This window comes from Streptomyces sp. NPDC002671 (genome assembly GCF_053592475.1).
Genome location: NZ_JBSFVU010000007.1, coordinates 217398 through 236937, shown reverse-complemented (window position 1 = coordinate 236937; position 19540 = coordinate 217398). Strand labels below are relative to the sequence as shown.

Sequence of the window (19540 nt, the reverse complement as noted above, 5' to 3'; positions counted from 1 at the left end):
TGATCCGGGACAAGTCCCCCATGATCAGCCCCGGTCCGTACCCTGACTCCGGACCGGGGCTCATCATGGCGTCCGGATGTGGCAGACTCCCGCCCCGCGAACACCGGACACGCCGGGCACGGCACGGGGGAGAGACAGCATGTATCCAGGACAGCAGCATCAGCAGCCGGGGCCTTACGGCCAGCAGCCACCGGCGGGACCGTACGGCCCCTACGGCCAACAGCCGTACCCGCAGCAGCCGTACCCTCCGCAGCAACAGCCGTATCCGCCCCAGCAGCCGCACCAGCCCTACCCGCCCCAGCAGCCGTACCAGACGGGCGGCCACCAGCAGCCGTACCAGCCGTACCAGCCCGCGGCGCCCCAGCCCCCCGCGCCCGCCCAGCACCTCGGCGAGCACGAGATGCGGCTGGACCCCAATCTCACGCCCGCCCAGCGCGAGTTGGTGCTGAAGATCCAGGCGAAGGCCAAGCCCATGGCCTACGGCCTCGTGCTCGGCATCCCGCTCACCTTCGGCGGCGTCCACTACGGCATCACCCGCGCACCCCTCGGCTTCGCGGCAGCCGTCGCCGGACTGGCCCTGGTGGCCTTCGGCGTGTACTCGCTGATGCAGATGCAGGCCCTCAAGCGGCAGCTCCGGCTCATCACCCAGGACGCCTGGCGCTCGCCCGCTGCCCATCTGCCCGGCGCCCGCAAGGCGGCCACGCAGGCCGCCTACCTCAACGGCCTGCTCGTCCTGCTGTCCCTCGCCGCGACCGGCTACCTGCTCTACAAGGGCGCAGGCTGGGGCGCGTACGGCAACTCCCTCGGCTTCGGCGCGCTGATGCTCGGCGCGGCCCTGCCCTTCGGCATGGCCCTGGCCGCCGCGACCACCATCCCGCAGCTGCTCCAGGTGATCCCGGCCGGCGCGAAGGTCGGCCGGAGCCTGTACTCGATCCTCTTCGCGCTGGCGACCACGGTCACCGGCGAGGGCATCAAGGGCGGCGCCCTCGGCCCGATCGCGGCCGGCGGCGCGGCCCTGCTGATCTGCGGCGGCGCGATGGCCCTGCTGGGCAAGGCGGCCAAGCGCATGCGCGGCGAGGCCGGTTAGCCGCAGGGGCTAGGGCGCGGTGATCGTCCGGTAGGCGATCGCCGCCAGCCGGGCCTGGCCGTCCTTGCTGGGGTGGAACCAGTCCCAGTGGCTGAGCTGGCCGGTGCCGAAGCGGTAGTCGTAGACCGCGCCGCCGTCGAAGCGGCAGCGGCGGTCCTTGGCGCAGACCTCCTTGAGCGCCTTGTTGTACGCCACCACCCGCTGCTGCACCTGGTCCCGGCGCAGGGTGGCCGCGCTCGTCAGGTTGTCCGCGTCCTGAAGCATCGACGGGCAGATGCCGAGCTTCCACACCTGCTTGCCCAGCGGATTCGACCGGCCCTCGGACCACAGCCGCTTCAGGTTCGGCACGCTCGCCACGTACACCTGCGTCTTCGGCAGCGCCTCGCGCAGCGTGCGGAGAGCCTCCTCGAAGTCCGTGCGGAAGTCGGCCACCGAGGTCATCACCCGCGCCGAGGACCGGCAGGCGTCGTTCGCGCCGGCCATCACCGTCACCAGCTCCGGGCTGCGGGACGCCGCCTGGGCCATCTGCTCGGGCAGGTCGGACATCCGGGAGCCGGTCACCGCGTAGTTCCAGCTGCGCTCCGCCGCCCCCGCCACGCCCAGCAGCCGTACGGCCAGGCTGTCGACCTTGGCGTCGCTGCCCGTCGCCCAGGAGACCTGGGGGCAGTCGGAGAGCACCATGCACGCGTCGAAGCCGCGCGTGATGGAGTCGCCGACCGCGGCGATCGAGCGCGGGCTGCGGTTCCACACGGGGGCCGGTCTGGCCGCGTCCGCCCTGGTCCCCTCGGGCGCGGCACTGCCGCCCACGACATCGCAGCCGGCGGCGCCCAGCAGGGCGGCCGTCACGACCGCGAGGACGGCCCGCGCACTGTGGCTTCGCTTCCGCATCCCTGCTGTTCCTCTCGCCCGACGGTTGAGTGCTCCCTCCCATAACAACGCGTGAGGGTTCCCGGCGGGGCGCACTGGAACGGCACACCCCCGTACAAGCGTCCCCCTGGGTGAATGGCAGCGGTTTCCTGGCCGTGGGACCGACGGTACGTCACACTCCTTGCACTGTCGCAAGGTAGCCTCGCCATCAACGCGGCCGTCGCCCCACTGCCGCCCAGCCAGTCCGCAAGATGTCCCGCTCTGTCCGGAGGTTCCGGTGACGACACGTGGAGTTCTGTACGTGCACTCCGCGCCGCGCGCGCTGTGCCCGCACGTCGAGTGGGCCGTCGCCGGGGTGCTCGGCACGCGCGTCAGCCTCGACTGGATCCGGCAGCCCGCGGCCCCCGGCACCTGGCGCTCGGAGTTCTCCTGGCAGGCCGAGGCCGGTACGGCCTCCAAGCTCGCCTCCGCGCTGCGCGGCTGGCACCTGCTCCGCTTCGAGGTCACCGCGGAGCCCCGCGCCACCGCCGAGGGCGAACGCTACAGCTGCACCCCCGACCTGGGCATCTTCCACGCCGTCACCGGCATCCACGGCGACATCCTCATCCCCGAGGACCGCCTCCGCGCGGCGCTGACGCGGTCTCAGCGGGGCGAGACGGACCTGGAAGCGGAACTCGCCAAGCTCCTGGGCAAGCCGTGGGACGACGAACTGGAGCCCTTCCGCTACGCAGGAGAGGGCGCCCCGGTGCGCTGGCTGCACCAGGTGGTCTGAGCAGAGCCTGTACGGACCTGTAGGAAGCTGCACGAAGAAGGGCCCCCACCGGCTGGTGGAGGCCCTTCATTCACGTTCTCAGACGGTGCGGAACGCCAGCACCACGTTGTGCCCGCCGAACCCGAACGAGTCGTTCAGCACGGCGATCCGGCCCTCGGGCAGCTCCCGCGCCTCACCGCACACGATGTCCGCGTTGACGTCGGGGTCGAGGTTGTCGATGTTGATGGTCGGCGGAGCCGTCCGGTGCACGAGCGCGAGAATCGACGCGACGGTCTCGATGCCACCGGCACCACCGAGCAGATGACCCGTCATCGACTTGGTCGCGGAGATCGCCATGTGGTCGACGTCGTCGCCGAAGACCTTCCGCAGCGCCTTGATCTCGGCCACGTCACCCTGCGGGGTGGAGGTGGCGTGCGCGTTGACGTGCATGATCTCGGCCGGCTTCAGGTCCGTGTTGTCCAGCAGGTTCTGCAGCGCGTGCGCGATGCCGTTGCCGGAGGGCTCGGGCTGCGTGATGTGGTGGGCGTCGGCGGAGATGCCCTGGCCGACCGCCTCCACATAGATCCGGGCGCCGCGGGCCTTGGCGTGCTCCTCGGACTCCAGGACGATCACACCGGCGCCCTCGCCGAGTACGAAGCCGTCACGGCCGGCGTCGTAGGGACGCGAGGCGCCCTGCGGGTCGTCGTTGTTCTTGGACATCGCCATCATGTTGCCGAACGCGGCGATCGGCAGCGGGTGGACGGCCGCCTCGGTGCCACCGGCGACGACGACGTCGGCGCGGCCCGTGCGGATCATCTCGATGGCGTACCCGATGGCCTCCGCGCCCGAGGCGCAGGCCGAGACCGGGGTGTGCACACCGGCGCGGGCACCCAGCTCGATACCGACGTTGGCCGCCGGGGAGTTGGGCATCAGCATCGGCACGGTGTGCGGGGAGACGCGGCGGACGCCCTTCTCCTTCATCACGTCGTACTGGTCCAGGAGCGTCGTCACGCCGCCGATGCCGGAGGCGATGACCGAACCGAGACGGTCGGGGTTGATGGACGCGTCCTCACCGGCCTTGGCGGTGAAACCGGCGTCCTTCCAGGCCTCCTGAGCGGCGATCAGCGCGAACTGCGCGGACCGGTCCAGCTTGCGGGCCTGCGGCCGGGGGATGATCTCGCCCGGCTCGACGGCGATCTGCGCGGCGATGCGGACCGGCATCTCCGCCGCCCACTCCTGCTCCAGCAGGCTGACACCGGACTTGCCGGCGACCAGGGCCTCCCAGAACGAAGCTGCGTCGCCACCCAGCGGTGTGGTTGCGCCGATACCGGTGACGACCACGGTGCGATTGGTCGGGCTCACGGGAATTCTTTCTCCAACGGATGCGGGAATCTACGGCGCCACCGCCGGGTGGCGGGGCCTTGCAGCCGGCCTAAGGGGTGGCTCAGCCCTGGTGCGTGAGGATGTAGTTGGTGGCGTCACCAACGGTCTTGAGGTTCTTGACGTCCTCGTCCGGGATCTTCACGTCGAAGCGCTCTTCAGCGGCGACGACGACCTCGACCATGGACAGCGAGTCGACGTCCAGGTCGTCGGTGAAGGACTTGTCCAGCTGGACGTCCTCAACCGGGATGCCGGCGATCTCGTTCACGATTTCGGCGAGACCGGCGACGATCTCTTCCTGAGTGGCGGCCATGTCAGGCGCTCCTTCTTTAATATTCCAGACGGTTTATGGCAGTTTGACCCATACCGGACACGAGATCCGGCACGGAGTGCCTAGGGGAGGGTAACGACCGTGGCGGCGTAGACGAGACCCGCCCCGAATCCGATGACGAGCGCGGTGTCACCGCTCTTCGCCTCCCCGGTCGCCAGGAGCCGCTCCATCGCGAGCGGGATCGAGGCGGCCGAGGTGTTGCCGGTGGTGCGGATGTCACGGGCGACCGTGACATGCTCCGGCAGTTTCAGCGTCTTCACCATCGAGTCGATGATCCGCACATTGGCCTGGTGCGGGATGAAGACGTCCAGATCGTCCGCGGTGATTCCGGCCGCGTCCAGCGCCTGCTGGGCGACCTTCGCCATCTCGAACACGGCCCAGCGGAAGACCGCCTGGCCCTCCTGCGTGATCGCAGGGAACTTGACGTTGCCCTCGCTGTCCAGGGGCAGGGTGGAGACGTCGCCAACGTGGAAGCGGTCCCACGGGACGGTCTGCTTGATGGTCTCGGACTTGTCGCCCTCCGAGCCCCACACGGTCGGACCGATCGCCGGCTCCTTGGAGGGGCCGACCACGACCGCACCGGCGCCGTCACCGAACAGGAAGGCCGTGGCCCGGTCCTCCAGGTCGGTCAGGTCGCTCAGCCGCTCCACGCCGATGACGAGCACGTACTCGGCGGAACCTTCCAGCACCATGCCCTTGGCGAGCGTGAGGCCGTAGCCGAAGCCCGCGCAGCCCGCCGAGATGTCGAAGGCGGCGGCCTTGTTCGTGCCCAGCTTGTCGGCGATCTCGGTGGCGACGGCCGGGGTCTGGCTGAAGTGCGAGACGGTCGAGACGACCACCGCGCCGATCTGCTCGGCGGCGACGCCCGCATCGGCGATCGCCTTGCCGGAGGCCTCGATCGCCATCGCGGCGACCGTCTCCTCCGGGCCCGCCCAGTGCCGGGTCTCGATGCCGGAGCGCGAACGGATCCACTCGTCGGACGAGTCGATCTTCTCCAGGATCACCTCGTTGGGCACGACCCGGGTCGGCCGGTACCCGCCGACGCCGAGGATGCGCGCGTACGGGGCACCCTTGCTGGCCTTGATATTCGCCATCTACGGCTCCTTAGGCACCTGCGTGCTCGGAGATGAGCTCGCGGGCCGCGTCGAGGTCGTCGGGGGTCTTCAGGGCGAGCGTCGTCACACCGGGCAGGGCGCGCTTGGCAAGGCCGGTCAGCGTGCCGCCCGGGCACAGCTCGACGAGCGCGGTGACGCCCAGCGCCTTGAACGTCTCCATGCACAGGTCCCAGCGCACGGGGTTGGCGACCTGGCCGACCAGCCGCTCCAGCACCTCGGTGCCGGTGGCGACGGTCTGGCCGTCCTTGTTGGAGACGTAGGCGACCTTCGGGTCGCCGGGCGCCAGCTCCGCCGCGGCCACGGCCAGCGCCTCGACGGCGGGCGCCATGTGGCGGGTGTGGAAGGCACCGGCGACCTTCAGCGGGACGACCTTGCGGACGCCCTCGGGCTTGTCCTCGTTCAGCGCGGCGAGCTGCTCCAGCGTGCCGGCGGCGACGACCTGGCCCGCGCCGTTGATGTTCGCCGGGGTCAGGCCCAGCTTCTCCAGGTGCGCGACGGAGACCTCGGGGTCGCCGCCGAGCAGCGCCGCCATACCGGTCTCGGTGATGGCGGCGGCGTCGGCCATGGCCAGACCCCGCTTGCGGACCAGACCCAGCGCGGCGGTGTCGTCGAGGACACCCGCGAGGGTGGCGGCGGTGATCTCACCGACGCTGTGGCCGGCGACGGCGCCCGGGGCGAGCTCGGACATGTCACCGAGTGCCGCGGCGGACAGGATCCCGGCGGCGACCAGCAGCGGCTGGGCCACGGCGGTGTCACGGATGGCGTCGGCGTCGGCCTCGGTGCCGTAGTGGACCAGGTCCAGGCCGACGGCGTCCGACCACGCGGCGACGCGGTCGCGGGCACCGGGCAGTTCGAGCCAGGGAGTCAGAAAGCCGGGCGTTTGGGCGCCCTGGCCGGGAGCGACGAGTACGAGCACTCTCACACTCTCTCTTGTGGACGGGCACGGCCGCCCGTGGGGACAGGGACGAAGAACACGAGGGGCTTTTGTGGGCCCCCGACAAAAACCTAGGCTTGAGGGTCTCCATCGGCCAGACGCCCCAGGATCAGCGCGATCCGCAGCGTGAACGCGGATCTTACATCCGAGGGCGACCAGCCAGTGACGTCAGTCACACGACGGAGCCGGTAGCGCACGGTGTTCGGGTGAACGAAGAGCATCCGGGCCGCGCCTTCGAGGCTGCTCGCCTGCTCCAGGTAGACGCTGAGCGTCTCCAGCAGCGCCGAGCCGGCTTCCTCCAGCGGTCTGTAGATCTCCTCCACCAACTGCTCGCGGGCGCTCGGATCGCCTGCGATGGCGCGCTCCGGCAGCAGATCGTCCGCAAGCACCGGCCGCGGCGCGTCCTGCCAGGCGGTGCACGCCTTCAGCCCCGCGGCGGCGGCCTGCGCGGACCGCGTGGCGGCGAGCAGATCGGGCACGACGGGCCCGGCGACGACCGGCCCGGCGGCGTAGGGCCCGATCAGCGACTTGGCGACGGCGAGCGGATTGGGGTTCCCGCCGGCGATCACGACCAGCCGGTCCCCGAGGACGCCGGTGAGCACCTGGAGCTTGGCATGCCGTGCGGCCCGCCGGATGGCCTCGACGGTCAGCTCGCTGTCCCCGTCGGGCGCGGTCCCGAGCACGACACACACATTGTCGGGCGAGTTCCACCCCAGCGCGGCGGCCCGGCTGACGGCCCCCTCGTCGGCCTCCCCGCTCAGCACCGCGTTGACGACCAGCGACTCCAGCCGCGCGTCCCAGGCACCCCGTGCCTCGGCGGCCTGGGCGTACACCTGGGCGGTGGCGAAGGCGATCTCGCGGGCGTACACGAGCAGCGCCTCGCGCAGCACGTTCTCGTCCCCCGGAGCGGCCACCTCGTCGATGGCGGACTCCATGACCTCGATGGTGGTGCGCACCATCTCCACGGTCTGCCGCAGCGTGATGGCCCGGGTCAGTTCACGCGGCGCGGTCCCGAAGACATCGGTGGAGATCGCCTGCGGCGCGTCCGGGTGCCGGAACCACTCGGTGAAGGCAGCGATACCCGCCTGGGCCACGAGCCCGATCCAGGAACGGTTCTCCGGGGGCATGGCCCGGTACCAGGTCAGCGTCTCGTCCATGCGCGCGATCGCCTGCGCGGCGAGGCGCCCGGAGGACTTCTCCAGCCGCTTCAGGGTCGCGGAGTGCGGATGGACGACGTGGTGGCCTGCGGGTCCGGTCGGGTGGGATTCGGGTTCGGGCACGGGACAAGACTGCCTTATCGGGACGGGAGCGTGCGTCGCCGGGTCACGGGTGAGGTCCGGCGAGGTCTACGGCTGAGGTCCGGCGAGGTCTACGGCTGAGGTCCCGTGAGGTCTACGGTGGTGCCCGTGATCGACGTACGGCGCGCCGCTGAGCGCTACCGCGGAGGCGACCCGGAGGCCGGGATCGACTCCCTCCACGCCTTCTCCTTCGGCCCGCACTACGACCCCGACAACCTGCGCTTCGGCGCGCTGCTCGCCTGCAACGAGGAGCGCCTCGCCCCCGGTGCCGGCTTCGACGAGCACCCGCACAGCCACACCGAGATCGTCACGTGGGTGGTCCAGGGCGAACTGACCCACCGCGACTCCACGGGCCACGAGTCGACGGTCCGCCCGGGAGACGTCCAGCACCTGAGCGCGGCGGCGGGCGTCCGCCACGTGGAACGCAACGACGGTGAGGCCCCCCTGACCTTCGTCCAGATGTGGCTGGCACCACTGGAGCCGGGCGGCGACCCGTCGTACGCCGTCGTCCCGGGCATCGCCGACGCCACGCCGTACGCCCTGCCGGCGGCGGGGGCGATGCTGCACGTACGGCGCCTGGGGGTGGGGGAGCGGACGGCGGTGCCGGACGCGGCGTACGTATACGTGCACGTGGTGCGGGGGGAGGTCCGGCTGGCGGGGGAGACCCTGGGGGCGGGCGACTCCGCGAGGATCACCGACGCCGAGGGGCTGGAGGCGGTGGGGGCGACGACGGAGGCGGAACTGCTGATCTGGGAGATGGCGGCACGCTGAACCTCAATAAAAGCCCATTCCCTACAGGGAATTGTCGGTCTCGGCTGCGCGCCGCAGGATCTGGTCCGAAGCGACCTGCCCGGCAAGGAGATGTACATGATCGAGATCGACCCGCAGCACCTGGCCGACCGCTACATGGCTCAGTGGACAGTGCCGGACGCCGCCGGACGCCGCGCGGCCATCGAGCGGCTGTGGGCCGAGGACGCCACCCACATCCTGCAGCCGCCCGCGGAGATTCGGGAGATCGCTGCGGAACTCGGCTTCGGCCACACGACCCTGGAGGCTCAGGGGTACGACGCCATCGAGACCCGAGTGGCGCGAAGCCATGAGCGGTTCGTCGAGAAAATGGGACTCACCTTCCGGGCACGCACCGACGCGGTACGCCTCCATGGCGTGGTCAAGTTCGGCTGGGAGGCGGTGTCCACCGAAACCGGCGACGTTGTGGGTGGGGGCTTGGAAATGCTGGTGCTTGACGACGACGGCCGGATCAAGGCCGACTACATGTTCCCGGGGGCCTGACCCGTAGCAGCACAGGCCATTGGCCTGGCGGCGGCCGAGAGGGCCTCGGCTGTCGCCGGGTCGGCGGGCAGGAACGCCTCCAGCTTCAGCTCGGCGAGGGTCACGTCGACGGCGGTGGCGAAGGTCGTCACCGTCGTCATCAGGCGCAGCTCGCCGTACGAGGACCGCAGGCGGAGCGGAACCGCGAAACCGAGGAGCCCTGCGGACGGCTCCAACTCGGGCACGTACCCGGTGAGTTCGGCGCGCAGCTCCTCCAGGGGGCCGAGGCGGACCAGGATGTGGCGCGCCCATTCCGCGAGGTTGACGATGCGGGGAGCCAGGCCGTCGGGGTGCAGCGCGAGACGGTAGACGTTCGTGCCCGGGCCGGTCAGCTCGGGCGCCGCACCCTCGGTGATCAGATCGAACGCGGAGTTCGCGGCGACCAGGTCACCGCCCCGGTCCACCACCAGCGCCGGATACGGCAGGTGCCCGCGGAGGATGTGGTCGATCGCCGTGCGCACGGGGGCCAGCGCCGGATCGTCGAGTGAGCTCTCGGGGTAGGCGGGCGCGTACCCGGCGGCCAGCAGCAGCTCGTTGCGCTCCCGCAGCGGCAGTTCCAGCGACTCGGCCAGGCGCACGACCATGTTCCGGCCGGGGACGGACCGGCCGGACTCGATGAAGCTGAGGTGCCGCTGGGTGGTGCCCGCCCGCAGCGCCAGGTCGAGCTGGCTGAGATGACGGCGGTTACGGCGTTCACGGAGCGCACGAGGGAAGTCCACGGGCCTGTTGTAACGGCCGCGGAGGGTTGCGGGCCATTCCTCGCAGGGAATTGTCGCTCCCCGCAACTGTCCGTGAACATCGGCGACATGGACATCGGTGTACTGCTTCCGACCGGAACCGCCCAGTGGGGCCCGGCAGACGACCCTCGCGAGCTGGTCGCCTTCGGCCGCCACGCCGAACGCTCGGGTTTCTCCTCGCTGTTCGTCAACGACTCCCTGCTCAGCCCGCGCATCGAGGCGCTCACGATGCTGGCCGCGCTCGCCCCGGCGACCGAGACCGTGACGCTGGGTACGGCAGCGCTGCTGCCGTTCCTGCGGCGGCCGATCCAGACCGCCCAGTCGCTCGCGTCGATCGACCTGCTGTCCGGCGGCCGGCTCACCGTGACCGCCGGCGCGGGCTTCCCCGGCCGCTTCGGGAAGCCCCTCTACACGCTGTCCGAGCTGCCGTGGGAACGGCGCTTCGCCCGCCTGGACGAGACGGTCGCGCTGTGGCGGGCCCTGTGGGACGGCGCCGACTCCTTCCACGGCGAGATCCTCCGGTTCACCGGCATCCCGCCCATGACCAGGCCGTACCGAGCCGGCGGCCCGCCGATCTGGCTCGGCGGCGCGACCCCCGCGGCGCTGGCCCGCACCGGCCGGATGTACGATGGATGGCTCCCCTACCCGCCCGACCCCGCGGACTACGCGTCCGGCCTCCGCGAAGTCCGCAAAGCGGCGGCCGACGCCGGACGCGCGGCCGAGGACATCACGCCCGCGCTGTTCGTCTCGGTACGGATCGACGAGGGCACCGACAGCAGCCGCCGGCCACTGGACGACTACGCGCGGGCCAACTACGGCATGCCGCTGGAGGAGTTGGAGAAGATCCAGGCCGTCGTCGGCGGCTCCGCCGACGAGGTGGCCGAGCAGCTGGGACGGTACGTCGCCGCAGGCGTCCGGCACATGGTCGTACGCCTCGGCGCCCTGGACCTGCGCTCCCAGCGCGACCAGCTCGAACGGGTGGCGGAGCTGATCCCCGCCGTCCAGGCGGCAGCGGCTCACGCCCCTGCCTCGGAAGGCTCCTGAGCCCGGCTGAGCCGACCCGAAGATCTTGGACACGCTCTGAGGTGGAGAGTGCGGTCAGGGCGCCGAGGGCGGCTGCCCGTCGGCCAGGCGCTGCATCCGGCGCCGCAACATCCGCACGGGCCGCGCCCACAGGAGAACGGCCCCGCCCGGCGGCGCGGCCAGGGCAGGACCGCGGAGGGGATCGCCGGCGTACCAGACCGGCCCCCGCTCCGGACCCAGCACGCTCCAGTTCCAGCGCCAGGCGACCACCGACATCACCCGCCCGCCTTCCCAGGCGGGCAGGAGAGCCGGCTGACCGACACTCAGCGGCAGTACCTGATACGTACCGTCCCACACGCGCCAGGGATGCCGAGCCGCCAGGCGACGCATGCGCGGGATGTTGACCAGGCCCGCCAGTCCGCCGACAGCCGGTAAGAAGCCCAGGCCGACGAGGAGGATCAGCACGTTGCCGACCAGACCCGACTGCGCCGCTCGTCCGGACAAGGCCATGGCCAGCACACCCGCCACGACAGGCACAAGCCCGGTGAGAGCCATCCCCGCGGACCGGACCGCGTAACGACGCAACGCCCCGCGCGTCGCGGGCAGCGACAGCGCCACGCCAGGCGGCAACTCCCACTCTGCCCGGTCCGCCCCACCCGACTGGCCCGCTCCGTCCATGAGCACAGTGTCCCGCCGGCGACGGTCCGCCGACCAGATGCGCGCCCCTGATCAGTTAGCGAGTGCTGTACGCGCTTACTTGGATACCTGGACCGTAGCTGTAGCGGTTGTTCCGTTGTGGGCGTAGTCACCCGTGTAGGTGACGGTGTAGGTGACCACCCCTGCCACCGGCGGGGTGTCGGTGATCGTGAAGGTGTTCAGGCTGCTGACGCTGGCCGTGCCCACCGTGACGCCGCCGGGCGAGGCCGAGTCCGTGCGGGTCACGCTGACATCAGTTCCGTCCGGAATGGCGATGGGCGAGCTGAGCGTACCGTTCAGGGTCAGCGGCTTGCCGCGTTTGCCCGTGGCGGGAACCTGGAGCGCCATGGTGGTGTCGGCCTTCGCGGGCGTTTCCACGTGCAGCGTGACGGGGCCACCGCCGCTGGGCTGGGTGAGGGCGAAGAGGCGGTTGTCGAACGGATCCCACGTGAGCCCGGCAGGCACCAGGTCGTCGGACAGATCGGTGTTCTGCAGGGCGGTGGAGTTGCCGGGCAGGAAGACGGAAAGGTCCGGCGAGGCCGGCCCGGCCATGCCGGTGGCGACCCTGCCGTCCGGGGAGACGGCCACGGCGTTCGGTGAGCCGCTGGTTGCGTAAGTGCCGTCTACGCTCAGGTCCGAGGTCCGGAGGACCGGGGCGGACTGGGGCGAAGTACCGGCAGTGACGAGTTCCTTGCCGTCGAGGGTGAGGGCCATGTCCGACAGGTTGCCGCTGCTCTGACCGCCGGGGTCCGAGGCGTATGCCGTCGACACCGGGCTGCCGGACGAGACGTCGTAGATCTGCAGCTCGGTCGAGCTCGGTCCGGTGGCTCCAGCCGCCAGCATTCCTGAAGCCCCCGAAGAAGACGCGAGGAGCGGCGCCGACTTCCACGAGTGGCTTCCGTCCTGATTGAGTGCCATGTACCAGCCGGCGGGGTCGAGGGAACCGAGCTTGCCCTGAAGCGAGGTGTCGTAGCCGAACCACAGTTTGCCGGCCACGAAGGCCAGGTGCCGAGGCTGGATGCCGACGCCGGTGGAACGGCGGGTTATCTCTTGAAGTGTGGACGTGTTGATCACCGAGATGGCGTTGGCATCCGGCAACGCGACGTAGATCAAATCCCGCGAATCCCCCGACAACGCGAGCCCCGCCGCGCCGGACTGCGAAGGGATCTCGGTGACGACGGAGCCGTCGTAGTTGGTGACCAGGACACTGCTGTCAGCAGGGTCGCTGATGAAAAGGTGCTGATGGACACTGTCCACCACGATGTCCGAGGCCGAGGATATCGGCAGCGGGACGCTGCTGTCCGCAACGGCCGGGGCGTTCCCGGCGCCCAGCAGGGCGACGGTGGACAGGAGGACGACGGGCAGTGCTCTTCTGCGGGTCAAGCGACCGGCGGGCATACGAGTCTCCCTTTGTCAGTGGTGTGGAGGGAAGCGTTCCGACCACTTCCCGCACACTAGTTCGCACCACTGACACTGGTGCCGCCGTGCGCGTGGTCTCTGGAATCCAAGAGCCCGCACACCACAACGCCCGTCACCAAGAACGCAGCCGCCGACGTCAGCAGCGTGACCTCGTAGTACGACGGGGGAGTCAGCGCGGCGACCCCGTACGCGGCGACCGATCCGGCCAGGACCGCACCCCCGACCCGGCCGGCCAGCACCAGCGCGAGCCGCCAACCTCCGCCCGAAGCCGCCATCACGTCCCGCCCGGCCAGTACAACGGCAGCGGCAGCTATCAATGCCCCAGCTCCCGCGGCCAGTTGGGGAGTCCCGAACATGACCGCGTAACGCAACGCCAGTGCGGGCACGAAGAAGAGCGCCAGCCAGTGGCGGAGCACCTGCCACACGAAGGCCGAGGACAGACCGGGAGCGGACTGGCCCGGCGCAACCCGATCAGCGCGGCACCGGCCACCAACGTGATCGGAAGACGGTCGTCCAGGCGCCCCAGGTTGTAGAGCAGGGCGGTGTCGTACACGACGAGAACGAGCACGCCCAGGGCGCCGAGCGACCCGATGAACACCAAAAGCCCCCGCACGGAGACGGCCGCCCGGGGCGCCCCCTCGTCCCACGCCGCCCAACGGGCCAGGAGGAGGGGCGTGATCACGCCGGACAAGGCCCGTATGACCAGGTCATCGTTCGTATAGGGATTCCGTAGATCCCACTCGACCAGACAGAACACGACTGTGTACGACACGGATGCCAACGGAAGCAGCGCGGAGCAGGCGATCCGCCGATACAGGTCGGCGTCGAACCAACGCGCAACCGTCGCGAACGCGGTGAGCACGAAGGGCAGTTCCAGGAAAGCCTGCACGCGCAGCACGGACGGAGCGAGTAGACCCGGCGCGGGAAAGACACGACCGAGCGATCGCAGCACGGGGTTGTGTGTGGCCAGGTCGAACCACCCGGTCGGCAGGTAGCGTGCGATGAACGACGCGTCGCCGCCATGAACGCGCAGCACGTACACCGTGAACAGCACCTGGTTGACGTAGATGAGCGCGGTGGTGACCGCCAGCGCAACGAGCGGCGACACGGAACGGCCCGTCGTACTGGAAGCCCTGGGGCGGCGGCGGCCGAGACCCCGCAGGGCGATCGCGAGGACCGACGCGGCCGAGGCGATCACCACGAAGTCCACCAGCTCCTTCACAACCCCGCCCCAACTTCCCGGAATTTGTACGTATCAGCCCTGCGTCAAACCTTGTCAACTTTGAAGCTGAGCCGCACCGTACCGTTGAGCATCTTTTCCGCCACGGCAGCGCAGTGCCCTTCCCGTCGTAGTGGGCCCGTACCGAATACCAGATGGTTGGCCTTCGTCCTGGCCGTGGGGGCGGCGTGAGCAATGTTTCTTCGTGCCGGATGCCGCAGCGGCAGTCCCGGCCGCCAGAGGGACGGTTGTGGACCGGGCCGAAGCCAGGGTTCCCGCCCCTGAATCACCCAAGCTTCCCAAGCTGAGGCGTTGGTCCAGGATCTGATGGGCCTCACCCCGCCCTGTGACGTTTCTTGATCCAGCTGCGCTCATGTGCTGGGGACCGGGAACGCCGGTTCCCGGTTTCCTAGGAGGGGTCAAGTGCTTTTCAAGCGTGCCGTGTTGGCCGTTGGGATAGTCGTCGCCGCTGGTCTACCGATGGCAGGGACCGCCGCGGCGGAAGAGGGGACAGGGGCCGGCCAGATCACCGCCACTGATTATTCCTCTGCCTCTCCCGCTCTGGTCTCGCTCGACCCCATGAGCGGCGACGTCATCGGGACCTTCGCGCAGAACGCCGAGGACGGCGTCCTCTCTCCCAAGGGCTCCACCGTGGCGTACATCCAACGCGCCGACACCTGCATTCCTCGGGCTGAGGGCTGTATGTACGCCCGGAACCTGATGGTTGCCGAGGCCGATGGCAGTAACCAGCACGTTCTGGTCCGGGGTATCGCACCCGAAACCAACGAGGCTCCCTATGTCGGGCACCCCGACTGGTCCCCGGACGGCAAGCAGATCGTCTACGACAGCCCGCGCGGCATGGAGTGGATCAACAGCGACGGCACTGGACAGGAGGTGCTCACTACGACCGGCGGCGCAGGCACCTTCTCGCCCGACGGCAAGAGCATCGCCTTCGTGAGGACCACCACATATGAGACGTCCGACGGCTGGGAGTACGGCAGGGACGTCTGGGTCATGGACACCGCCACCCGGGAGGTGCACCAGATCAGCACCACTCGCAACGCGCTGTCCACGCCCGTCGACTGGTCCCCCGACGGGCAGCGCATCGTCTACGTCACCGAGAACGGCTTGAGTGTCGTCGATGTGGCGACCGGCGCCGTCACCGAGCTGCAGAGCAGCTGGACTACCCCGCTCAGCGGCATCCAGGGCCCCGTCTTCTCGCCCGACGGCACCCGGATCGCCTTCTCCGCCATGGACGACTTCGACTACACCCACAGCACCTACATAGTCGACGCCGCCGACGGAAAGAACCTCCAGGTCGTCAGGGGCCAGGCCGTGACCCCCACTGACTGGTTGAACAAGTAGCCGGAGCGCCAGCCGCTGACCAGGGCGGTGCAACCGGTATGACCGTCAGGGTCCGATCCAGACAGAGCCACGGATCAGAAGGTCACGCCACCCACGAGACGGCCCGGCGCAACGCCGGGCCGTCTCACTTTCCGTCTCATTCAGCCCCATTCACGGCCGTTCAGGTGGGACCGCAAGTCAGGCTCGGCCGGCGGGCCAGCCGCCCATGAACGCAGGTGAACGCCCCTGAACGCAGCCCAGCACTCCACCAACACAGCGAGCGGACGTAGTGGTGCGGTTGCGGAACATCGTAGAGATTGACTTCAACGCAGAGAAGCCGGTCATCAGGCCCGTCGAGCGGTGCCCTCGCTCGCGATGAGCGCCGCATCCTGCTGGTGCTGGCTACCGGGACGGGCAAGACGATGCCGGCCCTTCAGCTGGTCGCCCGGCTTTCCAAATCGTCATCGTGCGCTTCGAGCCTGCCGTCGAGGACGGCTTCCTCGCGCCGCACCGTGTGCGCCGGGTTCGGCTGAACGTGGACGTGGAGGGCTACCGGCCGGAGCTGGGCAAGAAGGACGTCTACGGCCGGGAGATCCCTGACGATCTCTACGGGCCAAACCGGCCCGCGGTCTAACGGAGTCCGTCCACGAACGCCTGCCAGGCGGGCGCACCGACGATCACGACGGGGCCGGACGAGTTCTTGCTGTCGCGCACCGGGACGGCGCCGGTGGGGCAGCCGTCGGCCACCTCGACGCAATCACCGCCGCTGGTGCCGCTGTACGACGACTTCCGCCACCGGGCTCCGGTCAGGTCATGGCTGATCCCCATAGCGTTCCTCCATCACACGAGTGATCAGTGCCGTCGAGTCCTCCGGCGAGAGGGCTGTGGCTTGCAGGCGAGCGTAACCGACTGAACGCTCTTTGATCACTTGCGGGTTGGCGGTCATGTGGCCCTGATCGTAGCTCTCCACGTAGAACAGGTCGGGGTCGTCGTCGAACCTGAGGAGGTTGAACGACCCCATCATTCCCGTGTGCTGGCCGACGGAGAACGGAAGCACCTGGATCTGCACCCACGGGGCCTCGCGGAAGTCCAACAGGCGAGCCAGTTGCCTGCGCATGACGTCACGGCCGCCGACTTCCTGGAGCAGTGCGGCCTCGCTCAGCACGACCCACAGGGCCGGTGGCTGGTCGCGACCCAGGATGCGCTGGCGCTCCAGGCGGGCTGCCACCATCTCGTCAAGCTTGTCAGGGTGGTCGACTCCGAGCAGTGCCCGCGCGTACTCCTCCGTCTGTAGCAGCCCGTACACCAACTGCGCCTGGTACGTGGAGATGTACGTCGCCTTCGCCTCCATCTCCGCGTACGGCTGGAACCAGGTGGGCAGTTGGCTGCGCAGGACCAGGCCGACCAGGCGGGAGAAGAGGCCGTCCGTGCCGAGGGCGGCGTCGACGCGTTCGGAGAAGTCGCGGGTGGGGACCTTCTTCGTGGTCTCGATCTGGCCGATCAGCGAGCCCGTGCAGAAGATGATGTCGCCGAGCTGGCCCTGGTTCAGGCCGTGGGCCTCGCGGTGGCGGCGCAGTTCCCAGCCGTAGTAGTCGAGCGGGGATGCGGTCGGGTCGAGGGTGTGGATGTTGGCCACAGCGGTACCTCCGGCCTGCAACGCCTCAGGGCGTTCGTTTCGTTGCGTAGCCGAGCGTACTCAGAGGGTCGCACTCTGGTGATGTGAATCACGCAACTGACCCGCAGGCCACCGACTTTCAGCCGCGCTACCGTGCCGAGTTCGCGTTGGGCGAGCACTCGGCACGGCATCTGCGCCGCGTTCTGCGGCTCTACCTCAAGGGCTTGGGCCTGCCCGAAGTGGCCGACGCGGCTGAACTGGCGCTGACGGAACTGCTCGCCAACGTCGTCCGGCACGTGCCCGGCCGCCGCTGCGGTATCTGCTTCCTGCTCCTGCCGGGCGCGGTGCGGGTGGAGGTCTCCGACAGCTGCCCGCGGCTGCCGGTCCCGGGGAGCGGGAACCCGCTCGCCGACAGTGGACGCGGCCTGCTTCTCGTCACGGCGTTCACCGACCGCTGGGGTGTGACGCCATACCCCGACGGAAGCGGCAAGACGGTCTGGTTCGAGTGCCTCAGCCCCGCAGCTCCCGGAGCACCGCATCCGTGAACGCCGGCCACGCCTCGATCGCCCAGGGCCCGAAGGCGCGGTCGGCCAGGGCGACCGTGGCCACCCCCGCGTCCGGGTCGATCCACAGGAACGTACCGGACTGTCCGAAGTGCCCGAACGTACGCGGCGAGGACGAAGAACCCGTCCAGTGCGGCGACTTGCCGTCCCGGATCTCGAAGCCCAGCCCCCAGTCGTTCGGGTTCTGGTGGCCGTAGCCGGGCAGGACGCCCTTCGTGCCCGGGTACTGGACGGTCATCGCCTCGGCGACCGTCCGCGGGTCCAGCAGTCGCGGGGCCTGGACCTCCGCCGCGAAGCGCAGCAGGTCCTCGACCGTCGACACACCGGCCGCCGCGGGGGAGCCCTCCAGCGAGGTTGAGGTCATGCCCAGCGGCTCCAGCACGGCCTGCCGCAGGTACTCGGCGAACGGGATGTCCGTCGCCTTGGCGATGTGGTCGCCGAGCTGCTCGAACCCGGCGTTGGAGTACAGCCGGCGGTCCCCGGCGGGGGCCATGACCCGGTGCTCGTCGAAGGCGAGGCCGGAGGTGTGTGCGAGGAGGTGGCGGACCGTGGATCCAGGGGGACCGGCCGGCTCGTCCAGCTCGACCGCACCCTCCTCGTACGCGACGAGCGCCGCATAGGCCGCCAGCGGCTTGGTCACCGAGGCCAGCGGGAAGCGGTGCCCGACGGGCCCGTGGGTGCCGAGGACGGTTCCGTCGGCCCGTACGACGCCCGCCGCGGCGGTGGGCACGGGCCAGCTCTCTATCAGCGCCAAGCTCTGCAACGACATGGCAATGAGCCTATGCGGCTCAGAGCTGGAGCCGCATCGAGGGGTCGGGCTTGCGTACGAAGCCGAGCGAGGCGTACAGCGGCTCAGCCTCCTCGGACGCGTTCAGGTCGACATTTACGGCTCCCTGTTCCCGGAACCAGTCCAGCAGCTCCTCCATGCACGCCCGCGCGTATCCGCGCCGTCGGGCGTCCGGGTCGGTGGCGACGCTGAAGACGTGCCCGACCCGCCCGTGCGGGTTCCCGGCGCGGCCGATGCGGTACTCCAGGCTCCCGGCGGCCAGCGCGGCCAGCTCTCCGGGCCGGTCCGGATCCGGATGGTCGATGACGAAGGCCGCGAAGTTCGCGTCCGGCTCCGCGAGCCGTTCCCGCAGGGTCGGCAGGGACTCGGCGTGCCAGTCGGTCGAGCCGCCCACCCCTCTCGGCCCGAACACGGAGTCGATCATGACCTGGCGCAGGCGCAGCACTTCCACGGCATCCTCGGGCAGGGCCCGGCGTACGAGGCTCATGAGCGGACGCTAACGACCGCACCCGGAACCCGTCCTGTGGTTTTCTTACCGGAACCGCTTGCCTGGAGTGCACTCCAAGGCCATAGCGTGTGGTTATGACGGTGATGCAGACCACGCCAGCGGACACCGAGCACGACACCCCCGCCGACCTCTGCTCCGCCCCACCCCGGCATCCCCGCCCCGACGGCCAGGACCGCTACACGATCAGTGAGGTCGTCGTATGCACCGGCCTGACCGCGCACACGCTGCGCTGGTACGAGCGGATCGGTCTGATGCCGCACGTCGACCGCTCCCACACCGGCCAGCGCCGCTACACCAACCGTGACCTGGACTGGCTGGACCTGGTGACCAAGCTGCGGCTGACCGGCATGCCGGTGGCCGACATGGTGCGGTACGCGGAGCTGGTGCGGGAGGGTGAGGCGACGTACGCGGAACGGCAGGAGCTGCTGGAGGCGACGCGCCGGGACGTGCTGAGCCGGATCGCCGAACTGCACGACACCCTGGCGGTGCTGGACCGGAAGATCAGCTTCTACGCGCAGGAGCGTTAGCGTCCCGAGA

25 protein-coding genes are annotated in these 19540 nt (G+C 69.9%); 10 read left to right on the top strand and 15 right to left on the bottom strand.

Annotated features, from left to right (window positions below):
• Positions 1–139 precede the first annotated feature (139 nt).
• Entirely contained in the window at positions 140–1087 is a 948-nt protein-coding gene (locus tag ACWD35_RS13335; protein ID WP_451351315.1) for a hypothetical protein, read from the top strand.
• Positions 1088–1096: 9 nt separating this feature from the next.
• Here ACWD35_RS13335 and ACWD35_RS13330 read toward each other — a convergent pair whose 3' ends face one another.
• Positions 1097–1975, bottom strand: coding sequence for an SGNH/GDSL hydrolase family protein (locus ACWD35_RS13330; protein ID WP_451351314.1), 879 nt, complete (start codon positions 1973–1975; stop codon positions 1097–1099).
• A gap of 256 nt (positions 1976–2231) precedes the next feature.
• Between ACWD35_RS13330 and ACWD35_RS13325 the strand changes: the two genes are divergently transcribed.
• Positions 2232–2726, top strand: coding sequence for a DUF3145 domain-containing protein (locus ACWD35_RS13325; RefSeq protein WP_451351313.1), 495 nt, complete (start codon positions 2232–2234; stop codon positions 2724–2726).
• A gap of 78 nt (positions 2727–2804) precedes the next feature.
• On the opposite strand, the gene fabF is transcribed toward ACWD35_RS13325, so the two are convergent.
• The 5 genes from fabF to ACWD35_RS13300 all read right to left on the bottom strand — a co-directional run bounded on the left by fabF (position 2805) and on the right by ACWD35_RS13300 (position 7745).
• Positions 2805–4067 carry a beta-ketoacyl-ACP synthase II gene (fabF, locus tag ACWD35_RS13320; protein ID WP_451351312.1) on the bottom strand — a complete coding sequence of 421 codons (1263 nt, stop codon included), beginning with the start codon at positions 4065–4067 and terminating at the stop codon, positions 2805–2807.
• An 82-nt stretch (positions 4068–4149) separates the two neighbouring features.
• Positions 4150–4398: an acyl carrier protein gene (locus ACWD35_RS13315; protein WP_451351311.1), complete on the bottom strand. Its 249-nt coding sequence runs from the start codon at positions 4396–4398 to the stop codon at positions 4150–4152.
• An 80-nt stretch (positions 4399–4478) separates the two neighbouring features.
• On the bottom strand, positions 4479–5510 hold the full coding sequence (locus ACWD35_RS13310) for a beta-ketoacyl-ACP synthase 3 (RefSeq protein WP_451351310.1): 1032 nt from the start codon (positions 5508–5510) through the stop codon (positions 4479–4481).
• 10 nt (positions 5511–5520) lie between these two features.
• A complete protein-coding gene (locus tag ACWD35_RS13305; RefSeq protein WP_451351309.1) occupies positions 5521–6447 on the bottom strand; it encodes an ACP S-malonyltransferase in 927 nt (308 codons plus the stop codon).
• 89 nt (positions 6448–6536) lie between these two features.
• Positions 6537–7745, bottom strand: coding sequence for a PucR family transcriptional regulator (locus tag ACWD35_RS13300; RefSeq protein WP_451351308.1), 1209 nt, complete (start codon positions 7743–7745; stop codon positions 6537–6539).
• 129 nt (positions 7746–7874) lie between these two features.
• Here ACWD35_RS13300 and ACWD35_RS13295 point away from each other — a divergent pair, with 129 nt between their 5' ends.
• Positions 7875–8534, top strand: coding sequence for a pirin family protein (locus tag ACWD35_RS13295; RefSeq protein WP_451351428.1), 660 nt, complete (start codon positions 7875–7877; stop codon positions 8532–8534).
• 96 nt (positions 8535–8630) lie between these two features.
• On the top strand, positions 8631–9053 hold the full coding sequence (locus tag ACWD35_RS13290) for a hypothetical protein (RefSeq protein WP_451351307.1): 423 nt from the start codon (positions 8631–8633) through the stop codon (positions 9051–9053).
• Here the strand turns inward: ACWD35_RS13290 and ACWD35_RS13285 are convergent.
• Positions 9032–9811, bottom strand: coding sequence for a helix-turn-helix domain-containing protein (locus ACWD35_RS13285; protein ID WP_451351306.1), 780 nt, complete (start codon positions 9809–9811; stop codon positions 9032–9034). The genes ACWD35_RS13290 and ACWD35_RS13285 overlap by 22 nt on opposite strands.
• Before the next feature lie 87 nt (positions 9812–9898).
• Between ACWD35_RS13285 and ACWD35_RS13280 the strand changes: the two genes are divergently transcribed.
• Positions 9899–10873 carry an LLM class flavin-dependent oxidoreductase gene (locus tag ACWD35_RS13280; RefSeq protein ID WP_451351305.1) on the top strand — a complete coding sequence of 325 codons (975 nt, stop codon included), beginning with the start codon at positions 9899–9901 and terminating at the stop codon, positions 10871–10873.
• 54 nt (positions 10874–10927) lie between these two features.
• On the opposite strand, the gene ACWD35_RS13275 is transcribed toward ACWD35_RS13280, so the two are convergent.
• From ACWD35_RS13275 to ACWD35_RS13260, 4 genes are all read right to left on the bottom strand, one after another.
• Positions 10928–11470, bottom strand: coding sequence for a hypothetical protein (locus ACWD35_RS13275; protein ID WP_451351304.1), 543 nt, complete (start codon positions 11468–11470; stop codon positions 10928–10930).
• A gap of 135 nt (positions 11471–11605) precedes the next feature.
• On the bottom strand, positions 11606–12946 hold the full coding sequence (locus ACWD35_RS13270; protein WP_451351303.1) for a hypothetical protein: 1341 nt from the start codon (positions 12944–12946) through the stop codon (positions 11606–11608).
• Positions 12947–13002: 56 nt separating this feature from the next.
• Positions 13003–13284: a hypothetical protein gene (locus ACWD35_RS13265; protein ID WP_451351302.1), complete on the bottom strand. Its 282-nt coding sequence runs from the start codon at positions 13282–13284 to the stop codon at positions 13003–13005.
• Positions 13281–14177 carry a hypothetical protein gene (locus tag ACWD35_RS13260; RefSeq protein WP_451351301.1) on the bottom strand — a complete coding sequence of 299 codons (897 nt, stop codon included), beginning with the start codon at positions 14175–14177 and terminating at the stop codon, positions 13281–13283. Before ACWD35_RS13260 ends, ACWD35_RS13265 begins: the two co-directional genes overlap by 4 nt.
• A 489-nt stretch (positions 14178–14666) precedes the next feature.
• Here ACWD35_RS13260 and ACWD35_RS13255 point away from each other — a divergent pair, with 489 nt between their 5' ends.
• From ACWD35_RS13255 to ACWD35_RS13245, 3 genes are all read left to right on the top strand, one after another.
• Complete coding sequence (locus tag ACWD35_RS13255; RefSeq protein ID WP_451351300.1) at positions 14667–15551, top strand: DPP IV N-terminal domain-containing protein; 885 nt, start codon at positions 14667–14669, stop codon at positions 15549–15551.
• 296 nt (positions 15552–15847) lie between these two features.
• The gene (locus ACWD35_RS13250) at positions 15848–16063 is read left to right on the top strand and encodes a DEAD/DEAH box helicase family protein (RefSeq protein ID WP_451351299.1); all 216 of its coding nucleotides are present in this window, start codon (positions 15848–15850) and stop codon (positions 16061–16063) included.
• Positions 15997–16164 (top strand): hypothetical protein, encoded by a 168-nt coding sequence (locus ACWD35_RS13245; protein WP_451351432.1) that lies wholly within the window; start codon positions 15997–15999, stop codon positions 16162–16164. The genes ACWD35_RS13250 and ACWD35_RS13245 overlap by 67 nt, the downstream gene beginning before the upstream one ends.
• Here the strand turns inward: ACWD35_RS13245 and ACWD35_RS13240 are convergent.
• Both ACWD35_RS13240 and ACWD35_RS13235 read right to left on the bottom strand, forming a co-directional pair.
• The gene (locus ACWD35_RS13240) at positions 16161–16358 is read right to left on the bottom strand and encodes a DUF397 domain-containing protein (protein WP_451351298.1); all 198 of its coding nucleotides are present in this window, start codon (positions 16356–16358) and stop codon (positions 16161–16163) included. The two genes, ACWD35_RS13245 and ACWD35_RS13240, sit on opposite strands and share 4 nt — an antisense overlap.
• Entirely contained in the window at positions 16342–17166 is an 825-nt protein-coding gene (locus ACWD35_RS13235) for a helix-turn-helix domain-containing protein (protein WP_451351297.1), read from the bottom strand. Before ACWD35_RS13235 ends, ACWD35_RS13240 begins: the two co-directional genes overlap by 17 nt.
• An 83-nt stretch (positions 17167–17249) precedes the next feature.
• Here ACWD35_RS13235 and ACWD35_RS13230 point away from each other — a divergent pair, with 83 nt between their 5' ends.
• On the top strand, positions 17250–17690 hold the full coding sequence (locus ACWD35_RS13230; protein ID WP_451351296.1) for an ATP-binding protein: 441 nt from the start codon (positions 17250–17252) through the stop codon (positions 17688–17690).
• Here ACWD35_RS13230 and ACWD35_RS13225 read toward each other — a convergent pair.
• Entirely contained in the window at positions 17656–18477 is an 822-nt protein-coding gene (locus tag ACWD35_RS13225; protein WP_451351295.1) for a serine hydrolase domain-containing protein, read from the bottom strand. The genes ACWD35_RS13230 and ACWD35_RS13225 overlap by 35 nt on opposite strands.
• Positions 18478–18496: 19 nt before the next feature.
• Positions 18497–18982 (bottom strand): GNAT family N-acetyltransferase, encoded by a 486-nt coding sequence (locus ACWD35_RS13220; protein ID WP_451351294.1) that lies wholly within the window; start codon positions 18980–18982, stop codon positions 18497–18499.
• 95 nt (positions 18983–19077) lie between these two features.
• Between ACWD35_RS13220 and ACWD35_RS13215 the strand changes: the two genes are divergently transcribed.
• Positions 19078–19530, top strand: a complete 453-nt coding sequence (locus tag ACWD35_RS13215) for a MerR family transcriptional regulator (protein WP_451351293.1) — start codon at positions 19078–19080, stop codon at positions 19528–19530.
• Positions 19531–19540 lie beyond the last annotated feature (10 nt).